This window comes from Kribbella sp. NBC_01505 (assembly GCF_045040285.1).
Lineage (GTDB): Bacteria > Actinomycetota > Actinomycetes > Propionibacteriales > Kribbellaceae > Kribbella.
Genome location: NZ_CP109425.1, coordinates 9,721,861 through 9,744,892 on the forward strand (window position 1 = coordinate 9,721,861; position 23,032 = coordinate 9,744,892).

The following is a 23,032-nucleotide window of genomic DNA, read 5'->3' on the forward strand; positions in this document are numbered from 1 at the left end:
CCAAACCGGGCCCCTACGCTGTCCCGATGGCGATCGAGTACACGTTTCAGCTCTGTACGGCGGCGGCACCGGAGGCGATCGGGCGGCTGCTGGGGTTGCCCGAGGTCGAGTGGCATCCGCCGGTGCTCGCGTTCAAGAGCCCGACCGGTCTGCTCGTCACCGTGCGGACCGACGGGCGTGCCGACTTCGTGCTGACCGAGCCCGGGATCAACGTCGGCTTCCGGCTCGACAAGTTCGCCGACTTCCAGGCCCAGAACCTGGAGATCGCGCGCCACGTGATCGCCGTACTGGCTGCGGATCCGGGCGACGCCGTACTGCAGCAGGACTACGAACGCATCCTGCTGCTCCGCCGAGGCACCGACCTGGTGGTCAGCGACGGCTTCTGGGCGCCCGAGCTTTTGCCCTGGCCCTTCGAACGCCGGGCAGGAATGCCCTACCCGGAGGACTAGCGGTTCCGGAGGATTTTGCGGATGGCGTCTACTCGGTCTGCGTACGCCGCTTCGCCGCCGCGGCGGGTGGGGGTGTAGTAGTCGGTGCCGTCGATGACGTCGGGGGCGTACTGCTGGGCGGAGACGCCGCGGGGGTCGTTGTGGGAGTACTGGTACGACGCTCCGTGGCCGATCTTCTTGGCACCGGCGTAGTGGGCGTCGCGCAGATGGGACGGGACCGGGCCGATCTTGCCGGCCTTCACGTCGGCGATCGCGGCGTCGACGGCGGTGATGACCGCGTTCGACTTCGGGGCCAGCGCGAGGGCGACGACGGCTTGGGCGAGGTTGATCCGCGCCTCCGGCATACCGATCAGCTGTACGGCGTCAGCGGCAGCGACTGCGACGCCGAGAGCGGTCGGGTCGCCCATGCCGATGTCTTCGCTGGCCGAGATCACCAGGCGGCGGGCGATGAACCGTGGGTCCTCACCGGCCACGATCATCCGGGCCAGGTAGTGCATCGCGGCGTCGACGTCGGAGCCGCGGATCGACTTGATCAGCGCCGAGGCCACGTCGTAGTGCTGGTCCCCCGCCCGGTCGTACCGGACCGCGGCCTGGTCGACCGCCGTCTCGAGCGTCTCCAGGTCGATGAGCGCCGGCTCGGCCTCGTCCACTTCGGTGTTCTTGGCGCGGGCTCCGCCGGCCGCGGCCTCCAGGTAGGTGAGCGCGCGGCGCGCGTCTCCCCCAGCCATCCGGAGCAGGTGGTCGCGAGCGTCGTCGGCGAGGGTGAACTCGCTCTTCAGCCCGCGCTCGTCCACCAGCGCGCGGTCGAGCAGCACCGAGATGTCGTCGTCGGTGAGGGACTCCAGGGTCAGCAGCAAGGAGCGGGACAGCAGCGGTGAGATGACCGAGAAGAACGGGTTCTCCGTGGTGGCGGCGACCAGGGTGACCCAGCGGTTCTCCACGCCCGGCAGCAGCGCGTCCTGCTGGGCCTTCGTGAAGCGGTGCACCTCGTCGATGAACAGCACCGTCTCGACGGCTCCGCCTGGCCGGGCCAGGTCGCGCCGGGCGCCATCGATCACCTGGCGCACGTCCTTGACGCCGGCCGTCACCGCGGACAGCTCCACGAACTTCCGGTTCGTCTGGTGCGACACGACGGCCGCAATCGTGGTCTTCCCGGTCCCGGGCGGCCCCCACAGCAGCAGGGACATCGGCTGGTCACCCTCCACCAGCCGCCGCAACGGCGACCCCGGAGCCAGCAGATGCTGCTGCCCCACCAGCTCGTCGAGACTGCGCGGACGCATCCGGACGGCCAGCGGCGCCGCCGTATGGTCCGCGTCAGCCAGGCTCCCGCCGCCTCTAGCAGGCGCAGGAGCTCCCGGCAGATCAAACAAACCCTCACTCACCCCAAGAGACTATCCACTGGCACCGACATCCCCGTTCAGCGGCCGGGACAGCACCGGATCCGGCCCCCTGGGAGCAAAGACCTGGCGCCAGGTGCCGCTTCGCAGCAGCAGGAGGTGGGTCGGCACCTGCAGAACGATCACTGTGGCCACGGTGATCACCGGATCGACAGCCGGTACGACGTCCAGCGGCAGCGTGTAGGCGGTGACGATCCGAATCACCGCGTCGATGATCGAGACGATCCCCCACAGCACGGTGATCCGGCGCCAGGCGAGTCGGCAGGCCGGACTGATCTCCCACAGCCGGTCCATCGCAGCAGCACGCCTCGGCAGCGCCGCACGCGTGACGACGTAGCAGAGCGGTTGCGGATGCCGGAGTGACCACAGCACCACTCCGGCGAACGGCAGGCTCACCCAGGCACCCCGCACCAGCAGCACCCGTGCGTCACCACCGAGCAGCGCCACGGCCGCGCTCCCGAGCAGGCCGAGCACAACCGCCGTACCGAGGAGGTCGGCGCGGCGGTCACGTGCGATCGAGACCCCGGCGTTGATCAGTGCTGGCACAGCCCCGGCCAGCAGAGCGACCACGTCGCTCGTGCCGGCCGCGCGAAGGCCGTAGAACAGCGCTGCCGGCGCCGCGAGGTCGACGACGAGGAGCAGTGGGCCGTGGCGTCTGGAGGACATGCCCCTGACGATCCACTTCCGGCCGTCGAGCCCGCATCGACCCGACGGCTGTCGCCCCTAGACCAAAGTCGAAGGGTCTACTTCTTGCTGTCCTTCTCGTCGTCAGCGTCAGGGTCGTCCGCTTCGCGCAGCTCCTCGGGGAGGTCGGCGTCGCGCAGCTCCTCGGGCAGCTCGTCCTCGTCGAACTCCTCGGGCAGGATCTCCTCGGCCTCCGCGCCGGACTGCGGGCGGATGGCGTTGCGGAGGCGGCCGAGGATCCGGTCCGCCTCGGTGCCGAACGGGTTGTCGTTGACCAGGTAGGTCCAGGTCGCGGTCGGACGCGGTACGCCGGAGGCCGCCTCGTCCAGACCGGCGTCGGTGATCGAGGCCTCGGTGAAGGTCTCGGCGGCGTCCTTCCAGGCGTCGGCGATCAGGGTGTCGAACGACGCGATCGCGGACTTGTTGAACTCGTCGATCGGCTTCATGTGCACGATGCCGCCGGCCAGCGAGCGCAGGTGGATGCCCTCGCGCAGGTCGGCCAGGTACGCCAGGTGGTCGGTCCACTTCCGGTCGAGGTGGTGCAGGGCGATCCGCCGGGCGGCGTCCTTCACCTTCTCCTCGCCGTGCTCCTCGACCAGCTCGTCGTACTTCTCCTTGACCCGCTCGGACAGCTCGGTCGCCGCCAGGTCCTCGGTGAGCACGTCCTCGCGGGTGGCGAGCAGGATCGAGCGCTGCTGACCGGTCAGCCGGTGGTACTGCCACGTCGTACGGTGCAGCTCGGCGTTGGCGCCGTCCGCGACCCGCTGGGCGTGGTCGAGCATGCCGACCGACTTGCGGTCGTTGAGCCGGCCGCTGCCGTCGGGGTGCGGGCGGAGGCCGGACGAGACGGAGTACCGGACGACGAGCTCGTCGCCGAGGCTCGCGAAGAACAGCGAACCGCCCGGGTCGCCCTGCCGGCCGGCGCGGCCGCGCAGCTGGTCGTCGAGCCGGCGGGACGCGTGCAGGCCGGTGCCGATCACGTACAGGCCGCCGAGCTCGATGGCCTTGTCCTTGTCGTGCGACTCGTCCTTGCCACCGAGGCGGATGTCGGTACCGCGACCGGCCATCTGGGTGGAGACCGTCACCGTGCCGGGGACGCCGGCCTCGGCGATGATGCCCGCCTCCTCGGCGTCGTTCTTCGCGTTCAGCACGACGTGCGGGATCTCGGCGGCCTCGAGCCGGTCGCTCAGCTGCTCCGACTCCTCGACACTGTGGGTGCCGATCAGGATCGGGCGGCCGGTCTCGTGCACCTCGGCGATGTGCTCGACCAGGGCGACGTTCTTCTGCTCGACGGTCAGGTACAGCCGGTCCTCGGCGTCCTTGCGGACGTTCGGCTTGTTCGGCGGCACGACGGCCACCTCGACCTCGTAGAACTCCTGGAGCGACTCGCCGACCACGACCGCCGTACCGGTCATGCCGCAGAGCGACTTGTAGCCCTTGATCAGCGCCTGCACGGTGATGCTGTCCAGCACCTCACCGGAGTCGCTGACCGGGACGGCCTCCTTCGCCTCCACGGCGGCCTGCAGACCGTCGGGCCAGCGCTGCAGCTTGGCGATCCGGCCGCGGTTGTTGTTGATCAGGCTGACCTTGCCGTCGCGGACCAGGTAGTCGACGTCCTTGCGCAGCAGCACCTCAGCGTGCAGCGCGACGTTGATCTGGGTCAGCCGGTCGAGGTTCTCGTCGTCGTACAGGTTGTAGCTGGGGATCTCCGGCTCGGCCTCGACCTCCTCGGCCTCTGCCTTGTCGCCTTCTTCGGTGTCCTCGGCGTCGGTGCCGGTGTCGGCCTTGACCTCGTCCTGGACCTCAATCTCGTCCTGGACCTCGACCTCGTCCTGGACCTCAATCGCGGCTGCCTCGACCTCGGCTGCCTCGACCTCGGCTGCCTTGGCCTCGGCGGCGATCTCCCCGAGCAGCTGCTCGACCTTGTCCGTGCCCGTGTCGGTCAGCGCGACCGTGCGGCCGTCGCCGTCGATCTCGTAGTCGACCCCGGCGCGCAGCGTGCGGACGATCTGTACGACGTCGTCGTCCAGCTCCTCGGTCCGGGTCGCACCGGCCAGCACCAGCGGCACCCGGGCCTCGTCGATCAGCACCGAGTCGGCCTCGTCGACCAGCGCCACGTCCGGCGTCTGGGTGACCCGCTCGGCCACGTCGGTGACGAGCCGGTCGCGCAGGACGTCGAAGCCCACCTCACTGACCGGCACGTAGCAAACCTCGGCCTCGTACGCCGTCCGCCGCTCCTCCGGCGTGGAGGCCTGGCCGACGTGCGACACGGTCACCCCGAGCAGCTCGTAGATCGGCGCCATCCACTCCGCGTCACGGCGGGCCAGGTAGTCGTTGACCGCTAGCACGTGCACCCGGCGGCCACCCACGGCATATCCGGCCGCGGCGAACGCACCGGCGAGCGTCTTGCCCTCACCGGTCGCCATCTCGACCACGCGACCCTGCAGCATCGCCAGCGCGCCCACGATCTGACCGTCGAACGCCGACTCACCCAGCGTGCGCCGGGCCGCGTCCCGGGCCAGCGCCAGGAACTCGATCTGCTCGTCCTCGTGCAACCCACCGGTGGTCCGGAGCTCGCTGACGGACTCGGTGAGCTCCTCGTCGGTCAGCGGCTCAACGGTCTCTTCCGCTTCGAGAACCAGCTGCGAGAGCCGCTCGTAAGGGCCGAGATTGATCGATCCGGGGCGCTGCAGCAGCCGGCGAAAGCGCGAGGTGATTTTCAGAGCCATAATGACGGCAACGTACAGGTTCGCCGTGTCGTTCCGCTGACCAGGTCAGCGTGTCTCAGGGCTCCACTCGTACGGCGTGGTGGTGGTGACGCCGTGGAGGCCCAGTTTCTGCAGGATCGGGCGGGAGTCCTCGGAGGCGTCGACGCGGAGGAATTCGTAGCCACGCTCCTTGGCCAGGCGGGCCCGGTGCACCAGCAGCGAGCTGTAGAGACCCTGCCGCCGCCACTCCGGCAGCGTGCCGCCACCCCAGAGGCTGGCGAAGCCCGTGCCCGGGTGGAACCGGATCCAGGCCGCCGACGCGACCGGTCCGTCCGGACCGCGCAGGGCGTCCTCGATCAGGAAGACCGACAGCCGCTCGGGGAACATCCGTGCCTCGGCCGCCAGCCGCTCCTCGACCCCGGTCAGGCCGCTGTGCCACAGGCTGTCCATCAGTACGGCGATCCGGTGAAAGTCATCCGGCCCCTCCGCCTCGCGCAGGACTGCCTTCGAGGGCAGCGCGGACGGCCGCTCGAGAATCCGGTCCACCTCGCCGAGGATCAGCGTCTCCGGATCCTCCTGGCTGAACCCGGCCCGGAGGAGCCGCTCACCGAGGTCGGCCGGCTCGTCGTACGCGTAGGTCTTCCACTCGAACGAGAGCCCGCGCTCGCGGAAGAACGCCAGCTCGGCAGCGATCACGGCGTCCGGGTCGTCGCCCAGCCCACGCGGTGTCTCGACGAAACCCGCGCCTTCGGCACCTTCGACGTACGAGCGATGCACGAGGCCGTCGTGCTCGACCTTCCAGCCGGGGATGGTGTCCGCGTCCGGCAGGCGGATGCGGCGGTGGAACACGTCGAGCAGCTCGTCAGGCGTCATCTGCCCATCGTGTCCCACCACCGCAACGGATTTACGGCAGTACGCGCCCCATCAGGTCGAAGAACGCATTGGCCAGCACCAGCTCGTACCGGTCGTCCAGCAGAGCCGCCAGCTCGGAGATGTCGGACGGCGTCCAGTTCCAGGCGTTGATGCCGCCGGAAATGAACAGCGGCTTGGTGCCGTCCCACTTGGCGACCTGGGCGTCCAGTGCGGTCTTGTACTCGCCCGCCTTGCCCGGAGCGCCCCACTGACCGGCAATCGGCAGACCGCCCTGGCGGACCGCGAGCAGGTCGCCGTCCCAGGTCTGCATGATGCCTTTCAGTGGCGTGTACTTGGCGAAGCCTCTGGCGATCTCCTCCGACAGCACCACCCACTTGTCGTTCTCACGGTGGCTGTACGAGTACACCTGATCCATGCCGGTACGGCGCAGTTGTGAGCCGGTCAGCTTGAGGAACTGGGTGAAGTCGCTCGGCACCCACGAGCCGGGGTAGGTGTAGCCCGCTCCGGACGGTCCGCAGACCAGGAGGTCGTTGGCCGTGGCAGTCCGCTGGAAGTGGCTGAACAAACCCGGACCGGTCTCCAGCAACATCGGACTGATCGTCCAGTTCGCCGGTGCGTCGCCGCGCTTCGGGTCGTCCCACAGATCGCGCATGTGGCGCTGGCAGTACTGGATGTTGTCGCCCTCACCGAAGGTCAGCGTCAGATAGACCTTGTTCTTCGGCTTGTTGATCCGCCGGACCGGACGGACCTTCTCCGAGATCGGTGCGGTGAAGCCGGCGTGCACAGTGCCGTTCATGTAGAAGTCGGCCGCTATGACGGGCGATCCGCCCTTGGAGGCGAGGTCCACGCCGTCCCACTCACCAGAGACGTCGTTCGCGAACCAGCCCATGTACGGCGCCGGCGTCGGCCACTTGGCGAAGTGTTCGGACAGCAGTGCGCCGGTAGCTCCACCAGGTGGCAGCCAGCTCACCAGGGCCTTCGTGGCCACCACGTAGTCCCGGAAGTACGCGAACGGTTCGATCCGCGTCGGGGCGGTGTCGGTGATCGACACCAGGTACTGGTTCCACATGGTCACGGTCACCACGAGGGACGTCGTACCGGCGGGTGGGTCGAAGGCGTAGATGTAGTAGCCGCCGCCGTCGCTGAAGCGGTTGGCCTCGCCGCCGATGCTCGAGTTGGCGCCGTCGAAGAGGTACTGCGCCTCCTCCGGAGTGCCCGGCTTGAAGTGCGCGATCTCGACGCCGTTCGCCTTCACCCACACCTCGGAGACCGACGGTCCCCAGCCGTCGTCACCGAACGAGTCCTGCCAGCGGACGTAGACCTTGCCCGCACCGAGCTTGGCGGAGACGTCGAGGTCGTAGTTGCCGCGGTTGGACGAGTCCCGGATCTGGCGGGTCTCGCGGGCGATCTCCTTCCACTGCACGTTTTCCACCGCGACCACCCGGGTCGGCGGCAGCCCGGCGAGCAGCTTGTGGGTCACGCGCGGGAACAGGTTGTCGAGCTGCCACCGGTAGGTCTTCACCCGGTCGTCGTCGAACTTCCCCCGCAGGTCCTTCACGATCTTCAGGCCGTACGCCTTCGCCTGCGCGGCATCCGCGACGACGCAGTCCTCCAGACCGGCCAGCGTGGTGGCCACGTTGAGCGAGTCCGGTACGGCGGGGTCGTAGACGATCGCACCGCGGACCCGGTGCCGGTACTTCGCGACCAGGTCGAGCGGGTTCTTGTAGAGCGTCGTCGGCAGGTGCATGTCGGTCAGCCACTTGGTGTCCGGCGTGCTCTGGGTGCCTGTGTCGTAGAGGAAGTACAGCTCGGGCCGGGCGCGGTTGACGATGCCTTGCAACGTTGTCAGCAGGGTCTGGTCCTGGCCGCTGAGTTTGCTCGCATCGCCGTAGTGCAGGTGCTTCGGGCGGTTGAAGGCCGGCAGCAGCCGGGCGGGGCTGCCGGACGTCGATGGTGCAGCGTTTGCAGTGGTTGTCAGCGCCGGGACCAGTCCGATCCCGCCTGCCGTCACCGCACCGCTGCCCGCCAGGAACGTTCGTCTCGAGACCATCGTGACCACTCCCCTGTCGCTGACATCGATGTCAAATCTGGCCGGACAGTAGCAACCCCGTGAGAGCGTGTACAGGCCTCGTTACATCGTTGACCGGAAGTGGTTGGAATCGTTTCCGAATGATCGGATCTCTACCAGGCCTGGCGAAGGATCTCGGTCGCTTCCGGCAGGCTGATCCCGGCCCGGCGGGCCGCCCGCGCGAGCATCGTCGCCGCCGCCCGCGTCTCCTCGTCGTCGACGTGACTGCGGGACGCGAGCACGAAGGTCCCGTTCCGCCCCCGCGTCTCGATCATCCGATCTGCTTCCAGCTCCTTGTAGGCCCGCGCCACGGTGTTGACCGCCAGCCCCAGATCTCCCGCCAATTGCCGCACGGTCGGCAACCGCGTCCCCTGCGCCAGCTCCCCCCGCCGGATCAGCCCGTCGATCTGTTCCTTCACCTGCTCGTACGGCGGCTTGGCACCCGCCGGGTCCACCGAGATGATCACCCGACAACCCGCCGTACCCGCTGTAGCCCCCATGGGCTGTAGGCGACCGCACTGGCCAGCATGCTCAGCGCCAACGCCGCCATAAACAGCCCGAGCCCCATCCAGGTGAACGAACCCGGCACATCCGACGGCCAGGTGAACGACGCGGGCACCGCTGCCCCGAGCAACCAGCTCGTCGTGATCATCGCCGTACCGATGTCTCGCAGAGTCGCCGCCCGCAACGCCTCCTGCCACAACAGCTGCTCCGGACGCCCCGACGCCTGGCTGACGCCCAACGCGAGCCGCTGGAGCAGCAACCCACCGCCCCACATCAGCACCGCGATCCCACCGCTGGCGACCAGCACCCAACCGCGCTGCGGATGATCGGCACTGCCGAGCACCACCACGCCAAGACCGATGCAGATCAACGGCACCGCGACAATCACGTAATAGATCGCGATCTCGATCGGGTTCAGGTAGTCGCCCAGCTTGCGCGGCCGCAACGCCGCCGACCGCGGCCCCTCGACCCGCGCGAGCCGCACCGCCCGATACCCGTGCAGCAAGGTCGCAACCCCACCACAAGCAGCCGTGATCGCCAGGAACCACGCCAGCAAGCGCAGATCCACCGTGAACTCGAACGACTCCTCCCCGAACGCCGGCCCGAGCTGCAGCTCCCCACCGGACACCGCATCAGCCACGAACAACGCCACCCCGGCCGCCACGGTCCCCGCCAGAATCCCCAGCACCAGAATCGTCTGCCGCTGCCGGAACCACTCGGTCGCCGACGCCACCAACTCCACCTCGGCCGGCAACCCACCCCGCCCCACCAACCGCCGTACCTCAGACTCCGCAACCTTCCCCCGCTGTGACCACAACACCACCATCGTGACGACCATGACCCCCAAGATCACGTACATCGCCCACTCCCTCCGTCGTTTGTACCAAATGTATTGATACAAACAATCGAAGTCAAGCACGCGGTCTCATCCCCGCCGGCAGACCTCCTAGGCGACGTGGGAACCTGGGACACCTTGCCAGGTGTGTTCCCGATCCCCAGTAGGTACGCGCGGTCCCGGTCGGTTTGTATCCGGCCGGTCCGGTAGGCGGTGGCTGGTCGCCGCTGCGGCCGGTTCCTGAAGCGGGTGGCTGAGGTCGCCTATGGCTGGCCCGGATGGCGAGCTCGGCGACCAAGGTTCCCCGTCGCCTACGGCCGACGGGCTACGGTTGCGGCCGCCAGTCCCGAGGCCTACCACCTGACCCGCCGCGACGGTTGACCGCTCGCCCCGCCCCGATTTCCCTGGCTAGGCACCGAGATCCACGGAGATCTACTGCCACCGAGCGGCAGCGATCATCCGTGAACCGGCCACAACCCGAGCAACCGCACGTAACGTCCGAAGAAACGGAGACCACGCCCGCAGGTCCTTCGGACGTTAGGAACAGCCGTGGCTAACGTCCGAAGAAACGGAGACCACGCCCGCAGGTCCTTCGGACGTTAGGAACAGCCGTGGCTAACGTCCGAAGAAACGGAGACCACGCCTGCGGGTTCTTCGGACGTTAGGCGAAGTCGGCTGGGGTGTAGGGCTTTTGTTCTACCAGGACCAGCCAGTTGCCGGAGCAGTCGCGGAGGACGGCTTCTACGCCGTACGGGCGGTCGGAGGGTTCCTGGATGTGGTCGACGCCTTTGGCTTTCAGGTCGGCGAAGGTCTTGTGGCAGTCGTCGGTGGCGATGCCGATGCCGTGCATCATGCCTTTGGCGACGATGCGGCGGATGGCTTCGGCGGACTCGGGGTCCATGGGTGGGCCGGGGAGCATGAGGGCGAGTTCGAGTTCGGGGTGGTCGGGCTGGTGGACGGTGACCCAGCGGAAGTCTTCGCTGAGGGTGACGTCGTTCTTCAGGGTGAAGCCCAGTTTGTCGGTGTAGAACGCCTTGGCCTCGTCGATGTCGTGGACATAGATGGTGACCAGGTGCACGTTGGTGATCACGGTGTCTCCTTGTGATGAGTGTCGTCACGAAGACCGTAGGGCCCGGACCAGCCTGGCTGCTTCTCCGGAATTGCGGAGTTCAAGCCCAGCATGAACACGAAACATCCCGGAACGCGAGCACCGGCCTGCGTGCGCTGGTACGCCGTTGGTGTCACCCCGACGAGTTCACGGAAGCGCCGGGAGAACGTGCCCAGGCTGCTGAAGCCGACCAGCCCGGCCAGGTCGAGCGGCTCGGCATAGTTGCGGTCGGCAACGTCTCGGGCACGGCGCAGGTGCGCCAGCAACTCCACCGGTACGCCGTTCGCCATCCACCGAGCCTAGTACCCGGAGGGAACTTTCGGTGCTGCCCGAAACACTTCTGGTGGCTGAAAGACTGGGAGCATGAGAGTCGGACAAGGTGGGAGCGGGCCGGGCGCGCAGACCCCGGACGGCAGCGCGATCGAGATGTACGAGCAGGCGGGGGCGCATGGCGAGGACGAGTTGATCGACGCGGCGATCGATCCGAAGAGCAGCATTCTCGAGCTGGGCAGCGGCACCGGCCGGATCACCCGGCCCTTGCTGGCTCTGGGACACCAGGTGGTCGCGGTGGACGAGTCCGCCGGCATGCTCGCGCACATCCCGGAGACCGAGACGATCCAGGCGACCATCGGCGAACTGCGGCTCGGTCGGCGGTTCGACGTCGTACTGATGATGTCGTACCTGATCAACGTCGCCGACGACGCGGAGCGGCTGCGCCTGCTCCAGACCTGCGCGCACCACGTCCGCCCGGGCGGCTCGGTGCTGCTCCAGCAGCAGCTGCCTTCCCAGCTGGCCAAACCCGTCGTACTGGAGACTGAACGCAGCCGGATGGAGATCTCCGACGTGGAGCACCTGCCCGGCAACCGGGTCGCCGCTACGCTGACGCACACCCGCGGCGGTCGGACGTGGTCGCAGCGCGTCCTCACTCAGAACCTCACCGAGGAGCAGCTGGCCGGTCAGCTCAACCAAGCGGGGCTGCGCCTGGCGGAGTACCTCACACCGGACACCAGCTGGGTGCGCGCCCGCCCGATCTAACCGGTGGCAACCTGCCCCGCGGCTGCGGACCCTAGGGGGTATGACGATGACTTCGCCGCGGGTGGACCACCCTCCGCCTGAGGCCCGCGACGACTACCTCTGGGAAGCCCTGCGCCGCCAGGAACCAGAGGCGCTCGGGGAGCTGTTCAGCCGGTACGCCGCTGCCGTCCATGCCTACGCGGTGCGCCACACCGGCTCTTACGCGTACGCCGATGACGCGGTCCAGGCGACGTTCATGACCGCATGGAAGCAGTTCAGCGCCTCGGACCTGGGACCGCTGCAGCACAGCAGCGCGAAGCCATGGCTGCTGGCGATCGCTCGGAACGAGCTACGCAACAGCGTCCGGTCCAGGCGCCGGTTGGCGCAGTTCCTGCTGCGCCAGCCCGCGCCGCTGCACCACCCGGACCACTCCGAGGCGGTCGCCGCCCGAGTCGACTCCGAGAAACACATCCAGGCCGTTAGGGCAGCTCTGTCTGCCCTTCCGGCCCACGAGCGCGAGACCGTCGAGCTGGTCTATTGGGCAGAGCTGACGCTCGCCGACGCCGCAGCGGTCCTCGGGGTCGCCGAAGGCACCGTCAAGGCCCGCCTCTCCCGGGCCCGCCGCCGCCTGCCCGCCCTGCTGGAGGACCCCCGATGAACCTCACCACTCCCCCACCAGTCGAAGAGCTGGACCCCGAGTACGCCGAAACCCTGCGCCGCAACGCAGTCCGCGGCGCCTACAAAGCCTTCCGCCCCCGCCCGAACCGCCGCTGGCTCCCGTTTCTCGCCGGTGTACCGGTCGCCGCGGCGATCTGCGCGATCGCGATCGGCCTCAGCGGCCTCGGCGACCAGAACCGCAGCGAGCCGCTGCAACCCGCCGCCCGGCCGACGACCGTCATCCAGACACCGGCGAAGGCCTCAAAGGTCGAGTACGTCGACCTCGGCCCGGCCAGCGAGGCGGATCGGCAGGCAGCGGCTCGCGAATGCCTGACCCACAACGGCCCGCACGACGGGCTCTCGGACTGGCAGAAGCCGGAGTTCGCGAACACTTCGACGGTCCGCTCCGCCCGGTGGATCAAAGACCCGAGAGTGCCCGGCGGCAGAGTGCTGTTGCAGTCGTTCGAGACTCCCCAGGCCGTCGTGTTCGTCTGCTCGGACACGAACGTCACGTGGTGGGGACGCGCCGGCGACCTCGACAAGATGTACGAAGGGGAGACGGTCGTCTCGGGGAGCAGCTGGGGCTGGGGGGAGAGCACCACCCCTGGGATCGCCGTATACGCCAGCTACGACTTCCGTGCCACGGCCGGCGTCGCGAGCGTGCAGTTCAGGATTCGCGGGGTCGACGCTGTCTCGTCGTGGTACTCGGTCAAGGTGGTCGACCATGTGGGCTACCTCGCCGGCACCCTGCCCGGGTCCCCGAAAGAGCGCCCGCGGGCGGTGCTCGACGTACGGGCGTTCGACAAGTCCGGGAAGCAGATCTGGTCCAAGACCTACGACCGATGACACGAACCGGCCGGGCCCTCGGGGGGTCCGGCCGGGTCGCGGGGTGGTTCGGGGGGTCAGCCGAGGCCGGGGGTGCCTTCGTTGACTGCTGCTTCGAACTGGGCGCGGGTGAGCTTGGAGGTGTCGCCCATCGTCTTGGCGGTGCGGCTGCAGTTGACGGCGGGGGCCGGCTGGCCGGTGAGGTAGGCGATGGCGGTGCGGAAGGTGTCGCAGCGGCGCTGGTCTTCGGCGCCGGCCGGGTAGCCGATGGCTGCGTTGACGCGGCCCATCTTCAGCTGGTCGGCGTACGGGTTGATGTTGCGGGCCACGGTCCAGTACCAGCGGGCGATCTGCGCGCTGTACCGGATGTCGCGAGCCAGCTCAGGGTTGGCGATCAGGTCGACACCGAGCCACTGACCAGCAGGCCGGTAGTTGAAGTCGCCGGTCAACTGGATGTAGCCGCGGCCGCCGTACGGGCGGGTGTCGCCGATCTCGCGGATGTTGTACTCGAGCCGGGACTCGTGCACCAGCGTGGCCAGGAAGGCGGCCTTGCGGTACGGCGTGTTGATCTGGGCGTCGCGCATGGCCTGGTTCAGCGACGGGAGGCCCTGCTGCACGATGCTCGGGTTCGCGATCCGGCTGCCGAACATGGCCTGGACGTCGGCCAGGGTGATGTCACCCGCCGGCGGGTTCGGATTGCCACCGCACTCGGGAACACCCGGCAGCTTGTCCTCGGGGATCGCGACGTACACGACTGTCACGTACCCGCCGAGCGCGGGCACATGCGCCCACCACTCGCTGGTGCCTTCGTCGATGGTGACGCGGTCGCCGTGTTTCTGGCAGTCGACCTCGATGTTGGTCGGGCCGGGCAGCGTCGTGACGACGGCCGACGAGAGGTAGGCGTCGGCGCGGACGTTGACGCCGCTGCCGAAGGTCCGGAAGCCGGTGGCCTGGGCCGGCGTCGCGGCGACCAGGCCGGCGGCGACGATGCCGAGTCCGGCGAAGAGAGTAGTGAGTCTGCGAAGAAGCATGAGGGGCTCCTGGGGCGGAGGGCGGGATCTGGTGAGATATTTCCTGCAAGCCACACTTGCCGGTTACTTTCCACCAGATCCCGCCTGCCCACAACCCCTTCGGGCGAGGCCGAATTGTTTGCGATCAGCCGACGGTGCCGGGAGCCCCAGGTGCCTTGGCCAAAGCGTCGAACTCGGTCCGGTTGAGCTCGCTGGTGTCACCGGCCGTCTTCGCCGGGCGGGTGCACTTCACGCCGGCCGGCACCGAGCCGGTGAGGTAGCGCAGCGCGTTCTTGAACGAGTCGCACCGGCGAGTGTCCTCGGCACCGGCCGGGTAGCCGATCGCCGCGTTGACGCGGCCCATGTCCAGGTTGTCGGCGTACGGGTTGATGTTGCGCGCGACCGTCCAGTACCAGCGGGCGATCTTGGCGCTGTACCGGAGGTCCCGAGCCAGCTCCGGGTTGCCGAGCAGGTCGACACCGAGCCACTGACCGGCCGGTCCGTAGTTGAAGTCACCGGTCAGCTGGATGTACCCGCGACCGCCGTACAGGCGCGTGTCGCCGATCTCGCGGATGTTGTACTCGAGCCGCGACTCGTGCACCAGCGTCGCGAGGAACGCGGCCTTGCGCCGCGGGGTGTTGATCTGCGCGTCCCGCATCGCCTGGTTGAGCGACGGCAGGCCGGTCTGGACGAGCGACGGGTTGGCGATCCGGGTGCCGAACATCGCCTGTACGTCGGCCAGCGTCACGTCACCGGTCTGCGGCGGATCCTGCGGACAGTCCGGTACGCCGGGAAGCTTCGCGCCCGGGGTGTCGATGTACGCGACTGTGGCATAGCCGCCATGTGCGGGCAGATGCGCCCACCAGGTCGTCGTACGGGAGGCAACGGTGACCGAGTCACCGGCCTTCTGGCAGTCCACCTCGACCGAGGTCGGTCCGGCCAGCACCTTCACGACGCCGGCCGACAGAAAAGCGTCGGACCGGATGTTCAGATTGGTCGCGGTGGTCTGGAAGGCCACGGCGTACGCCGGGACCGTGACCGCGAAACTCGCGGCGGCGACAGCGACGGCGGACGCGAGGACACGTTTGAGCATGAGCACTCCTGGGGCGGAAGGAGATGAATGGCTTCACCGTCCCACCGCCGCCAGGGCGTTGCTCAAGTACGCAACGTCAGCTCTTCTTCTCTTCCGGCTTGGCGTCCACGCCGGCTTCCTTGCGCTGCGCGGGCGTGATCGGCGCCGGGGCCGCGGTCAGCGGGTCGAACCCACCGCCGGACTTCGGGAACGCGATCACGTCGCGGATCGACTCGGTGCCGGCCAGCAGCGCGGTGATCCGGTCCCAGCCGAACGCGATCCCGCCGTGCGGCGGCGCGCCGAACTTGAACGCGTCGAGCAGGAAGCCGAACTTCTCGGTCGCCTCCTCGTCGGTCAGGCCCATCACCTTGAAGACCCGCTTCTGCACGTCTTCGCGGTGGATACGGATCGACCCACCACCGATCTCGTTGCCGTTGCAGACGATGTCGTACGCGTAGGCCAGCGCCGAGCCCGGGTCGGTGTCGAAGCTGTCCATCGAGTCCGGCTTCGGGGAGGTGAAGGCGTGGTGGACGGCCGTCCAGGCACCCGAACCCACCGCGACGTCACCGGCGGCGGTCGCCTCGTCGGCCGGCTCGAACAGCGGCGCGTCGACGACCCACAGGAACGACCAGGCCGACTCGTCGATCAGGCCACCGCGGCGGCCGATCTCCAGCCGGGCCGCGCCCAGCAGCGCCCGCGACGACTTGACCGGGCCCGCGGCGAAGAAGATGCAGTCGCCCGGCTTCGCGCCGACGTGGTCGGCCAGCCCCGCGCGCTCTTCCTCGGACAGGTTCTTGGCGACCGGTCCGCCCAGCTCGCCGTCCTGACCGACGAGCACATAGGCGAGACCCTTGGCGCCACGCTGCTTCGCCCACTCCTGCCAGGCGTCCAGCTGCTTACGCGGCTGGTCCGCACCGCCCGGCATCACGACCGCACCGACGTACTGGGCCTGGAAGACCCGGAACGGGGTGTCCTTGAAGTAGTCGGTGCACTCGACCAGCTCGAGGCCCATCCGCAGGTCGGGCTTGTCGGAGCCGAACCGCGCCATCGCCTCGGCATACGTCATCCGCGGGATCGGGGTCTGGACGTCGTACCCGACCAGCCTCCACAGCGCGGCCAGGACCTCTTCGGCCAGCGCGATGATGTCGTCCTGGTCGACGAAGCTCATCTCGATGTCGAGCTGGGTGAACTCCGGCTGCCGGTCGGCGCGGAAGTCCTCGTCGCGGTAGCAGCGCGCGATCTGGTAGTACCGCTCCATGCCGGCCACCATCAGCAGCTGCTTGAACAGCTGCGGCGACTGCGGCAACGCGTACCACGAACCCGGCTGCAGGCGAGCCGGGACGAGGAAGTCACGCGCGCCTTCCGGCGTCGACTTGGTCAGCGTCGGCGTCTCGATCTCGACGAAGTCGTGGTTCGCCAGTACGTCGCGGGCCGCCTTGTTCACCTGGCTGCGCAGCCGCAAGGCCGCACCCGGACCCTGCCGGCGCAGGTCGAGGTAGCGGTACTTGAGCCGGACCTCTTCGTTCACCGGCGTCGCGTGGTGCTCCTCGACCGGGAACGGCAGCGGGTCGGCCGAGTTCAGCACCTCGACGTCGGTCGCGATGACCTCGATCGCGCCGGTCGGCAGGTTCGGGTTCGCGTTGCCCTCGGGCCGCGCGTTCACCTCGCCGACGATCTTCAGGCAGAACTCGGACCGCAGCGGCCCCGCGACCTCCTCGTCGCGGATGACGACCTGGACGGTGCCACTCGAGTCGCGCAGGTCGATGAACGCCACGCCGCCGTGATCACGCCGCCGCGCGACCCAGCCGGCCAGCGTGACGGTCTGGCCGGCGTGCTCAGCACGCAACGAGCCTGCGGAATGGGTACGGATCACGAGTTCTCCTGAGTGGGGTTTTTGATTTGTACAGTGTCGATGCTTGGTCGTACGTCGGCCGCCGGAGGTGTCCAGGTGGCCGGGTCGGCGGGCGTCTGCTCGCCACTGCGAATGTCCTTGATCTCGGGACCGTTCTCGGTACTGAACAGCACGAACGGGATCCCGCGCCGGTCGGCGAACTTGATCTGCTTGCCGAACTTCGCCGCCGCCGGCGCCACCTCGACCGGAATCCCCCGGCCCCGCAACAGCGCCGCCGTCCGCATCGCCTCGGCCCGGTCCTCCTCCGCGTTCAACGCGACCAGCACCGCGGTCGGCGTACTGCGGCTGCCCTTGAGCAGCCCCTGCGACACCAGCCGGTGCACCAGCCGCGAGACACCGATCGAGATCCCCACACCCGGGTACGTCGTCTTGCCGTCCGACGCGAGTGCGTCGTACCGGCCTCCGCCACCGATCGCGCCGAACGACTCCTGGCCGACCAGGTAGATCTCGTAAACCGCGCCGGTGTAGTAGTCGAGGCCGCGGGCGATCCGCAGATCGGCCTCCAGCAGACCGGGCGCGTGCTCGGCGGCAGCTGCCATCACCTGGCTGAGCTGCTCGAGCCCCTCGTCCAGCGTCGGGTGCTCGACCCCGAGCGCCCGGACCTGCTCGACGAACGACGCATCCGAGCTGGAGATGTCGGCTAGCTGAACCGCTAGCTGTGCCTGCTTGTCGGTCGCACCGGACTCGACCAGGCGCTCGATCACCTTCTCCGGACCGATCTTGTCGAGCTTGTCGACGATCCGGAGCACCGTCGCGACGTCGTCCAGACCGAGCCCGCGGTAGAAGCCTTCAGGGATCTTGCGGTTGTTGACCTTGATCACGAACTCGGGCACCGGCAGCTTGCGCAGCGCGTCCGCCATCACCAGCGGCAGCTCGACCTCGTAGTGGTTCGGCAGCTCACCGGCGTTCACGATGTCGATGTCGGCCTGGGTGAACTCGCGGTAGCGGCCTTCCTGCGGACGCTCGCCCCGCCAGACCTTCTGGATCTGGTAGCGGCGGAACGGGAAGGCCAGCTTGCCGCCGTGCTCCAGCACGTAGCGGGCGAACGGCACCGTCAGGTCGAAGTGCAGTCCGAGCGAGGCGTCTTCACCGTCGCCGGCCGCGAGGCGTCGTACCCCGTAGATCTCCTTGTCGGCGTCCTCGCCCTGGTTGGACAACCGCTCGACCGGCTCGACCGCGCGGGTCTCGATCGACGCGAAGCCGTGCAGCTCGAATGTCTCCCGGATGGTGTCGAGGAACTCCAGCTCGACGATCCGGTCGGACGGAAGGAATTCGGGGAACCCGCTGAGAGGGGTCGCCTTGCCACTCATAGTTTCGGTATCTCCAGGTCCTGCAAGTAGGGGTTGGTCGCCTTTTCCCGGCCGATCGTGGTCTGGCCACCATGACCCGGCAGGACGACGATCTCGTCGCTCATCGGCAGGATCTTGGTGGCCAACGTATGCAGCATCGCCGGATGGTCGCCGCCAGGCAGATCCGTCCGGCCGATCGACCCGGCGAACAACACGTCACCGGAGAAGAGCACCGCGGGCACATCCTCCGGGCCCAGGTACGGCGTCGTGAAGGTGACCGACCCGCGCGTGTGCCCCGGAGTGTGGTCGACGGTGAGGTTGAGCCCGGCCAGCTCCAGCGAGAGCCCGTCCTTGAGCTCGGCGACGTCGTCCGGCTCGGCGAACTCGTGCTTCCCGCCGAGCAGCATCGCCGCCGTCTCCGGGCTGACGCCGGCCATCGGGTCGGCCAGCAGGTGCCGGTCGTCGGGGTGGATCCAGGCGGTCGCGTCGTACGTGCCGCAGACCGGGAGCACCGAGAACATGTGGTCGATGTGACCGTGGGTGAGCAGCACGGCGACCGGCTTCAGCTTGTTCTCCCGGACCACCTGCTCGACCCCGGCGGTGGCGTCCTGCCCCGGGTCGATGACGATGCACTCCGCGCCCTGGCCGGTGGCGACGACGTAGCAGTTCGTACCCCACGATCCTGCGGGGAACCCGGCGATGAGCACGACAGACCTTCCTGGAATTACTGCTGGACCACCCAAGGTTACTAGTGCTTGGATGCCGACTTCGACCCGGATTGGCTGTGTTCGACCCGGATTGTTAGGCAACACCGTTGCGCCCGAGCGAGGAGTTTGTGATTGTTCAGGGACAAGCGTCGGGATCCAGGCCCGACGCGCCCGGGCAGGCCCTGAACACGTGCTTGAACCAGGGGCCGACCAGAATGGGCACGAGCGCAGTACATACCGCCGGAAGGGGCGAGTTGTGGCCGGAGAGAGCTGGGGCCGGGTAGCCGAGGACGGAACGGTCTTCGTACGGACCAAGGACGGGGAACGGGCGGTCGGCCAGTGGCCGGACGCGAAGCCGGAGGAGGCGCTTGCCTTCTACACCCGCCGGTACGACGCGCTGGCGTTCGAGGTGGAGCTGCTGGAGCAGCGGGTCCAGGCGGGCACGGTGTCCCCGGACGACGCCCGGGCGGCGGTGAAGAAGGTCAACGGCTCGCTCGAGGACGCCCAGGCCGTCGGTGACCTGGACGGACTCAAGGCCCGGCTCGAGGCGCTGAGCCCGCTCCTCGCCGTACAGCGGGAGAAGCGCAAGGCCGAGCGCGCCGCGAAGGTCGAGGAGGCCCGCTCCGCCAAGACCAAGATCGCGACCGAGGCCGAGACCATCGCGGCCGGTACCGACTGGCGGCACGGCGTCACCCGCCTGCGCGAGCTGCTGGACGAGTGGAAGGCGCTGCCGCGCCTCGACAAGGCCAGCGACGACGAGCTGTGGCACCGGTTCTCGTCCGCGCGAACGACGTACACGCGGCATCGCAAGCAGCACTTCGCCGAGCTCTCCTCCAAGCGTGAGGAGGCCGCGACCGTCAAGGAGCGGCTGGCCGCCGAGGCCGAGACGCTCTCCTCGAACACCGACTGGGGTCCGACCTCCGGCCGCTTCCGCGAGCTGATGCGGCAGTGGAAGGCCGCCGGCCCCGCGCCGCGCGAGGTCGACGACAAGCTCTGGGCCCGCTTCCGCGCCGCCCAGGACACCTTCTTCGGGGCCCGCGACGCCATCCAGGCCGAGGAGAACGCCGAGCAGATCCAGAACCAGCAGGCCAAGGAGACGCTGCTGGTCGAGATCGAGGCCATCCTGCCGGTCAAGGACGCCAAGACCGCCCGTGACCAGCTCCGCGACCTGCTCGACCGCTGGGACGCGATCGGCAAGATCCCGCGCGACTCGATGCGCGCCATCGACGGCCGCCTGCGCGCCGTCGAGCAGGCCGTCAAGTCCGCCGAGGACGAGGTCTGGAACAAGAGCAACCCGGAGGCCCGCGCCCGCGCCGAAGCCACCGTCAAGCAGCTCCAGTCCCTGATCACCGACCTCGAGAAGCAGGCCGCCAAGCACGAGGCCCAGGGCAACACCCGCAAGGCCAACGAGGCCCGCGAAGCCATCGAAGCCCGCCGCGAATGGCTGACCCAGGCCCAGAACGCCCTGACCGAGTTCAGCTGACCCCGCGCGACCGCAGCATCCGGCGCAACCGGTCGCTGCGGTCCAGCAGGTTCGTGCGGATGACCGGGACGGATCGCGCCGCCAGCGCGTCCGCCCGGTCGGCATAGGCCCGATCGACGCCGTACAGGGGAAACAGCCACCTGGTGTAGACCGTGGCCGGCATGCTGCCGCCGTCGTAGAAGCTCGGGACGAGTTCGAGGTAGACCTCGGCGTACGGCGCCAGCAGCTCCTCCTGACCGGGGCTCCAGAACGGAACCGCGACCTGGTGGACCGTGCTGAGCGCCACCGCGCGTTCCGTCACGAGCTTCTGCCACGCTGCGGCCTTCTCCGCGGCATCGGGAGTCGCTGCCCGCACCTGGAGTCTGCTGACCCACGCCTCGGGATCCGGGTCCTTGGCCAGCAGGGCGTCGGCCTCTGCCCTGGTCGGAGCGCCCAGCTGGGCCTTGCGGACGAGCGCCCGCCACTGGAGGTCGGTGTCGTCGCCCGCCTCGGTCTGAAGCCACTCGACCTGGTCGAGGTCGAGTGCAGTCCGGGCGAAGCCGCGGAGGGCCGGTTTGCGGTACTCCGGTCCCAGGTCGCGGCAGGTCGCTGCGACCTGCCGCAGCAGGGCGGTCTGCTCTGCTGGTGCACTCCAGAGACTGGCGGCTTCGACCGCCAGGTTGATGTACGGCTCGACGACGGATGCGGACGTCTCGACGGCGAGCACGCCGGTCAGGCAGTTGACGGCCTCGGTGGCCGACGCCTCACCGTTGATCAGCATGTCCCAGGCGGTGGTGACCGCGACCCCGCGGGCGATCGTCGTGGGCAGCCGGGCCGCGTCCTCGAACAAGGCAGTCCGCGCGGTGCGTTCCGGACGGGTCGAGGCGAAGGTCAGGTCCTCGTCGTTCACCAGGTAGAAGTCGGCGGCCGGCAGGTCGAGCTTGGTCCGCTCGCCGTCGATCTCGACCTCGAGCAGCTGGATCCGTTCGAGGGTCTCGCCCTGCCTGCGGTACGCGCCGACGCCGAGGACGTGCGGCCGCGCCGGGCCGTTGGGTCCGTGCGCGAGCAGCTCGCCGTCGTCCAGCGTGATCCGATCGGTCCCCGCGGTCTCCAGCCAGCCGTCGCGCCACCGGTCGAGGTCACGGCCACTCGCCTCGGCCACGGCGTCGATCAGGTCCTGCAAGGTGGTGTTTCCCCAGGCATGCTTGGCGAAATAGCTCGTGAGTCCGGCCGAGAAAGCGGTCTCGCCGACGTAGGTCATCAGTTGCTGCAGCACCGACGCGCCCTTGGGGTAGGTGATCGCGTCGAAGGTCGCCTCCGCCGCGGCCACGTCCGGTACGAGCTGCCGGATCGGATGCGTGGTCGGTCCCTGGTCGACGAAGTACGCCTTGAGCTTCTCGCCGGCCAGATGCGCCGCCCAGGCTTCCGTGTACGACGTCGCCCGGACCGCCGCCCAGTTGCTGGCGAACTCCGCGAACGCCTCGTTCAGCCAGAGATCGTCCCACCAGCGCATCGTGACGATGTCGCCGAACCACATGTGCGCGAGCTCGTGGAGCAGGTAGCGGCTGAAGAGGTCCCATTCCGCGCGGGTCGGCGTACTGCGGCGCAGGAACCAGTCCATCCAGGTGACGCAGCCGTAGTTCTCCATGGCACCTGGGAACTCCGGTGTGAAGACCTGGTCGTACTTGTGCTGCGGGAACGGCATCCCGAACTTCGCCTCGAAGAACTCGAGGCCCTGCGTGGTCAGCGTGAACAACTCGTCCGCATCACGCTCCAGAACGTCCTTCAGCGACGGCCGCGCGAACAGACCGAGATCATGCCCCGCACCCTCGCGACGGATCTCGTAGTACGGCCCGGCGTTGATGACGGTGTTGTACGTCGACAGTGGCGGCGTGGCGGGGAACGTCCAGCGCTGCCCGTCGTACTCGCTCTTGCTGTTGCTCAGCACCATCCACCCGGCCGGTGCTGTCACAGTGAACACCCAGGGCGCCTTCAGATCCGGCTGGTCGAAGCAGGCCCAGACAGTGCGCGCCGCGTCCGGTGTGAAGTCCGTGTACGCGTAGACCGAACCATCTGCCGCATCGACTGCTCTACAGATCCCCTGCGCGTCCGTGCTCGCAAGTGCCACCACCGTCAGCACGTTGTGCGTCTGCAGGTCCGCTAGCTCGATCCGGCCGTCAACGGCCGCAGGCAGTGGCACTCCGTTCAGTACGGCGCTCTCCACGGTCGCAAGGCAGTCCACGAAGCTCACCGCTCCTGGCTGGCGACAGGTGAACGTCACCGTCGACTCGGTCCGCACCGACGTCCCGGTCAGAAGCTCGGTCAGATCCACAGCGACGTCGTACCGATCGACGGCCAGCAACGCCGAGCGCTCGGCTGCCTCTTCTTGCGTCAAACTTCGCATTACTCCCCCTGTGGATAACCCAACGCATGCCGAGGCCATCTTCAGTCATCCTGC

The 23,032-nt window shown here is 68.5% G+C and carries 20 protein-coding genes; 5 read left to right on the forward strand and 15 right to left on the reverse strand.

Features of this window, described 5'->3' with window-relative positions:
• The first annotated feature begins 26 nt into the window (after positions 1–26).
• Entirely contained in the window at positions 27–449 is a 423-nt protein-coding gene (locus OG474_RS45170; RefSeq protein WP_405059874.1) for a SitI3 family protein, read from the forward strand.
• Here OG474_RS45170 and OG474_RS45175 read toward each other — a convergent pair.
• The 9 genes from OG474_RS45175 to OG474_RS45215 all read right to left on the reverse strand — a co-directional run bounded on the left by OG474_RS45175 (position 446) and on the right by OG474_RS45215 (position 10,916).
• Positions 446–1,831, reverse strand: a complete 1,386-nt coding sequence (locus OG474_RS45175; protein WP_405059875.1) for a replication-associated recombination protein A — start codon at positions 1,829–1,831, stop codon at positions 446–448. The genes OG474_RS45170 and OG474_RS45175 overlap by 4 nt on opposite strands.
• A gap of 9 nt (positions 1,832–1,840) precedes the next feature.
• Positions 1,841–2,512: a VC0807 family protein gene (locus tag OG474_RS45180; protein ID WP_405059876.1), complete on the reverse strand. Its 672-nt coding sequence runs from the start codon at positions 2,510–2,512 to the stop codon at positions 1,841–1,843.
• A gap of 77 nt (positions 2,513–2,589) precedes the next feature.
• Entirely contained in the window at positions 2,590–5,259 is a 2,670-nt protein-coding gene (locus OG474_RS45185) for an accessory Sec system translocase SecA2 (RefSeq protein WP_405059877.1), read from the reverse strand.
• A gap of 45 nt (positions 5,260–5,304) precedes the next feature.
• The gene (locus OG474_RS45190; protein ID WP_405059878.1) at positions 5,305–6,111 is read right to left on the reverse strand and encodes a GNAT family N-acetyltransferase; all 807 of its coding nucleotides are present in this window, start codon (positions 6,109–6,111) and stop codon (positions 5,305–5,307) included.
• A 31-nt stretch (positions 6,112–6,142) separates the two neighbouring features.
• Positions 6,143–8,161, reverse strand: coding sequence for a GxGYxYP domain-containing protein (locus OG474_RS45195; RefSeq protein ID WP_405059879.1), 2,019 nt, complete (start codon positions 8,159–8,161; stop codon positions 6,143–6,145).
• Positions 8,162–8,292: 131 nt separating this feature from the next.
• Positions 8,293–8,646, reverse strand: a complete 354-nt coding sequence (locus OG474_RS45200) for a GntR family transcriptional regulator (RefSeq protein WP_405059880.1) — start codon at positions 8,644–8,646, stop codon at positions 8,293–8,295.
• A complete protein-coding gene (locus OG474_RS45205; protein WP_405059881.1) occupies positions 8,643–9,542 on the reverse strand; it encodes a hypothetical protein in 900 nt (299 codons plus the stop codon). The genes OG474_RS45200 and OG474_RS45205 overlap by 4 nt, the downstream gene beginning before the upstream one ends.
• Positions 9,543–10,179: 637 nt before the next feature.
• The gene (locus OG474_RS45210; protein ID WP_405059882.1) at positions 10,180–10,608 is read right to left on the reverse strand and encodes a VOC family protein; all 429 of its coding nucleotides are present in this window, start codon (positions 10,606–10,608) and stop codon (positions 10,180–10,182) included.
• Positions 10,605–10,916: a helix-turn-helix domain-containing protein gene (locus OG474_RS45215; RefSeq protein WP_405059883.1), complete on the reverse strand. Its 312-nt coding sequence runs from the start codon at positions 10,914–10,916 to the stop codon at positions 10,605–10,607. The genes OG474_RS45210 and OG474_RS45215 overlap by 4 nt, the downstream gene beginning before the upstream one ends.
• A 73-nt stretch (positions 10,917–10,989) precedes the next feature.
• Here OG474_RS45215 and OG474_RS45220 point away from each other — a divergent pair, with 73 nt between their 5' ends.
• Genes OG474_RS45220 through OG474_RS45230 form a run of 3 tightly spaced genes read left to right on the forward strand, consistent with a single transcriptional unit; the run spans position 10,990 to position 13,143 of the window.
• Positions 10,990–11,661 (forward strand): class I SAM-dependent methyltransferase, encoded by a 672-nt coding sequence (locus OG474_RS45220; RefSeq protein WP_405059884.1) that lies wholly within the window; start codon positions 10,990–10,992, stop codon positions 11,659–11,661.
• Positions 11,662–11,701: 40 nt separating this feature from the next.
• Complete coding sequence (locus OG474_RS45225) at positions 11,702–12,298, forward strand: RNA polymerase sigma factor (RefSeq protein WP_405059885.1); 597 nt, start codon at positions 11,702–11,704, stop codon at positions 12,296–12,298.
• Positions 12,295–13,143: a hypothetical protein gene (locus OG474_RS45230; RefSeq protein WP_405059886.1), complete on the forward strand. Its 849-nt coding sequence runs from the start codon at positions 12,295–12,297 to the stop codon at positions 13,141–13,143. Before OG474_RS45225 ends, OG474_RS45230 begins: the two co-directional genes overlap by 4 nt.
• A gap of 56 nt (positions 13,144–13,199) precedes the next feature.
• On the opposite strand, the gene OG474_RS45235 is transcribed toward OG474_RS45230, so the two are convergent.
• The 5 genes from OG474_RS45235 to OG474_RS45255 all read right to left on the reverse strand — a co-directional run bounded on the left by OG474_RS45235 (position 13,200) and on the right by OG474_RS45255 (position 19,112).
• Complete coding sequence (locus tag OG474_RS45235; RefSeq protein ID WP_405059887.1) at positions 13,200–14,153, reverse strand: glycoside hydrolase family 19 protein; 954 nt, start codon at positions 14,151–14,153, stop codon at positions 13,200–13,202.
• A 124-nt stretch (positions 14,154–14,277) separates the two neighbouring features.
• A complete protein-coding gene (locus OG474_RS45240) occupies positions 14,278–15,225 on the reverse strand; it encodes a glycoside hydrolase family 19 protein (protein ID WP_405059888.1) in 948 nt (315 codons plus the stop codon).
• A 76-nt stretch (positions 15,226–15,301) separates the two neighbouring features.
• Entirely contained in the window at positions 15,302–17,077 is a 1,776-nt protein-coding gene (aspS, locus tag OG474_RS45245; RefSeq protein ID WP_405059889.1) for an aspartate--tRNA ligase, read from the reverse strand.
• Positions 17,074–18,426 carry a histidine--tRNA ligase gene (gene hisS / locus OG474_RS45250; protein WP_405059890.1) on the reverse strand — a complete coding sequence of 451 codons (1,353 nt, stop codon included), beginning with the start codon at positions 18,424–18,426 and terminating at the stop codon, positions 17,074–17,076. The genes aspS and hisS overlap by 4 nt, the downstream gene beginning before the upstream one ends.
• Entirely contained in the window at positions 18,423–19,112 is a 690-nt protein-coding gene (locus OG474_RS45255) for an MBL fold metallo-hydrolase (protein ID WP_405059891.1), read from the reverse strand. The genes hisS and OG474_RS45255 overlap by 4 nt, the downstream gene beginning before the upstream one ends.
• 256 nt (positions 19,113–19,368) lie before the next feature.
• Between OG474_RS45255 and OG474_RS45260 the strand changes: the two genes are divergently transcribed.
• A complete protein-coding gene (locus OG474_RS45260) occupies positions 19,369–20,595 on the forward strand; it encodes a DUF349 domain-containing protein (RefSeq protein WP_405059892.1) in 1,227 nt (408 codons plus the stop codon).
• Here OG474_RS45260 and pepN read toward each other — a convergent pair.
• Complete coding sequence (gene pepN, locus OG474_RS45265; protein ID WP_405059893.1) at positions 20,588–22,978, reverse strand: aminopeptidase N; 2,391 nt, start codon at positions 22,976–22,978, stop codon at positions 20,588–20,590. The genes OG474_RS45260 and pepN overlap by 8 nt on opposite strands.
• Between the last annotated feature and the right edge of the window lie 54 nt (positions 22,979–23,032).